This is a genomic window from Mycobacterium sp., assembly GCF_052145595.1.
Lineage (GTDB): Bacteria > Actinomycetota > Actinomycetes > Mycobacteriales > Mycobacteriaceae > Mycobacterium.
Genome location: NZ_JBKQOI010000262.1, coordinates 1 through 2,655, shown reverse-complemented (window position 1 = coordinate 2,655; position 2,655 = coordinate 1). Strand labels below are relative to the sequence as shown.

Here is a 2,655-nt window from a genome sequence, read left to right as displayed (position 1 = left end):
TCGAACGGTCCGGCAACCGCCATTCGACGTCGAACCTGGGTCCACGGGTCGTCTCTCGTCGGGTGACGGCCATTCTTTGTCCTCTCCGCCGGCGGAGCATTGCTCCGTTAAGCCAAGCCGCGCAGGGCCATTGCCGGGAGCGTTAGGCGTAGCCCGCCTGAGCGGCTGCTTGATTCATCGTCGCGGATGGGACCGAAATCCTGATGGCTACCGTTCGGCAACAGCGCGGCGATCGTTGCACTCCAAGGCGATCCGCGGGCTCATTGTCGCGGCTTTGAGCGTGACCATGGTGCTTCAATCAGATGCGGGCCGACTGGATCCACTCGTCGACATCGACTCGTGTCCAGCGTCGATGCCGGTCACTCAGCCGGATGTGATGTGGGCCAGGAGCTTGTATCCCGCGTTCCCGCTTCGCTGCCCAGTCGTGCAGGGTGGACACCGGCACGCCGGTCAAGTCATGAACTTCCTCGGCCGTCAGCATCTCCCGGCCGTTGGTTCCATTGTTGGTCATCGTCGCTCGCTAGAGGTGAGAGGGCATATAACTTGCGGGGCCGCTTCGTCGTTGGGTGGCCTTGTGCTTACTGTAAGCAGCTGTGCACAGCTCTCTGTGCACAATTTTTCGTAGATGGATTCGCCTTGTACTGGTCGACTGGCTACGAGGTAGACCAATCGAAAGAGGGCCTTGCGGATCCAGCGTGCGCGCAGGACGAGACTGGACAGCCGACTCGCCTGTGTCTGGCCGCCGCTAATGCTCGTCAAACTCGGCTCACCGTTGACGCCGCCGATGCCCTGGCAGTAGTCCGCGAAGCGTGGGATCGCGTAGTCGGTGTCGAACACGGCAACTGCACTCAATTACTAGCCGACCAAACACCCAGTTTTCCCAACACTTCTCAAAAACACCCAAACTCTCCTAACATCACTCTTCGTCGCTCCATACCTCTCAGCACGTCCCGAAAACAACTACGACACATACGGTTACAGCAACAACACCCCTAAAATACTGCTGGCACATTGGCACAAAGTGGTGCAATACTGATTTGGGGCGCGCTGCACGCGCGCCAAATACCAGCTGCTACAGCTGGTTTCGCCATTTAAGGTCGTGAGGTGGTCACCGGTGTTGACGATCTCACGGCTATCGCATTGGAGCATCAACTATTACAACGACACCGCCCGCCAAGCTCGGCAGGCCGGCGACTGCGGTCGACACGAACACCATCGCCAAAAACAGCAGACCGCTGCCTAAAAGCACCGATGCGAAGAACCGATCCTCGTAGCGCCCGAGGTTGTCCCGCACGACGCCGATGAACCACAGGAAGGTGATACCGGCGAACGGCATCAGCTTCGTCGCCGTCGAGATGCCGTCTCTTTGTGAGTCGAGCCATTCCGTCGAGTCACCCACTCCCTCCGGCATCTTCACGCGGATCAGGATCAGCGTGGCGCCGAAAAGCAAGGCGAACAGAACCCCGGCCACGGCCGCCGCTCGCGGCGTCGTCAACTGGTGCAGGCTTGGCCCTGCTGCGTGGGCGGGACCGTTGAGTGTGGACACCGCGTCATCGTGTCAGACCCGCCGCGCCCGTGCGCGATTTCAGGTCCGGGTGCCAGGAAACCGGGCGGCAATTCAGGAATTCACTTTCGGCGTCAACGTGCTATCAGCCAGCGCCGATACGCTCCGACGATCACGTTCGTTCCTTCGGTGTGAGCACGAGGTTGGCGACGGCTGTGGCGACGAGGAGATGAAGCGGTTAGTCGTTGGCTTTGGTCCTGGGCTGCGGGCCTGGGCGTTGTCATGGCGCTCGCGGCAGTACCCGCAACGGTCACGACGATCCAAACGCCGGGGGTCAGCAGGGCAGACGTCTGCGCAGAAGCCGGCTGACGGCACGTCGAAGTCGGCGCCTGGGGTCTGTGCGATCACACCGTTATTCGGCGCTCCGGTGGGCTGTCGGTTGGCGTGTCGTCTTCTTGCTGGCAGAGTCGAATGCCCGGCGCAGCGGTGAGACTGTGCAGGATCAGGCTGAGCGTGACGATCACAACCACGGCCTGAGTGATCAACGTGCCCTGTTGTATCTCGCCTTCCTCGATCACGATCAGGCCAAGCACGAGTGTTCCAATTCCCCGGGGGCCGAACCATCCCATGAACAGTTTGCTGCGCCTCGGCAAACCGCTACCAGCCAACGCGATCGCGAGTGATGCGATACGTACCACGATCAACGCGAGAGCTGCGAAAACAACAACTCGCCAACCAGCGTCGCGCCAGGCCGGCACGACTGCCACCGCGCCGAAAAGCGCGAACACCAGCAGTTCCAGAAGTTGGCCAGCCGCGTCGGAGACCTGTGTCGCCGCCGCCTGGGTACCGCTGCGGCGTGAAACAACTGCGTAGGCCAACCCACCGACGAAGGCGGTGACAAACCCGCTGCCGTGCAAGCGCTCGCCAAGGCCGAAGCAGACGAGCGCGAGCGCAAGGGTCGCGAGCTGCGCCCAGGTGCCACTCATCCACCCGCGCGCACTGGATCGTGAGATCACCACGCCGCCGATCACACAAATGAGCAGGCCGACCGCCAGCGAGGCGAACTCGGTGCGAAACGCGAACCAGGCCCAGCGGACCGGAGCGCGATCAGTCTGCTCCGAGGCGAGCGCCAGCGCGGCCAGCAAAGCGGC

Annotated in this window: 2 protein-coding genes and 1 pseudogene; all 3 read right to left on the bottom strand. The window is 62.1% G+C overall.

All coding sequences use genetic code 11. The features are described from left to right. Positions 1-298: 298 nt before the first annotated feature. The 3 genes and pseudogenes from ACLP4W_RS22695 to ACLP4W_RS22685 all read right to left on the bottom strand — a co-directional run bounded on the left by ACLP4W_RS22695 (position 299) and on the right by ACLP4W_RS22685 (position 2,649). Positions 299-511 carry a helix-turn-helix transcriptional regulator gene (locus ACLP4W_RS22695; RefSeq protein ID WP_442389663.1) on the bottom strand — a complete coding sequence of 71 codons (213 nt, stop codon included), beginning with the start codon at positions 509-511 and terminating at the stop codon, positions 299-301. A gap of 651 nt (positions 512-1,162) precedes the next feature. Then, positions 1,163-1,495: pseudogene (locus tag ACLP4W_RS22690) on the bottom strand (hypothetical protein); the annotation flags it as partial. Positions 1,496-1,908: 413 nt separating this feature from the next. Next, on the bottom strand, positions 1,909-2,649 hold the full coding sequence (locus tag ACLP4W_RS22685; RefSeq protein ID WP_442389662.1) for a cation:proton antiporter domain-containing protein: 741 nt from the start codon (positions 2,647-2,649) through the stop codon (positions 1,909-1,911). Positions 2,650-2,655 lie beyond the last annotated feature (6 nt).

Coding starts and splice junctions, on each gene's coding strand:
- ACLP4W_RS22695 (WP_442389663.1), bottom strand. CDS start 511: ATGACCAACAATGGAACCAACGGCCGGGAGATGCTGACGGCCGAGGAA.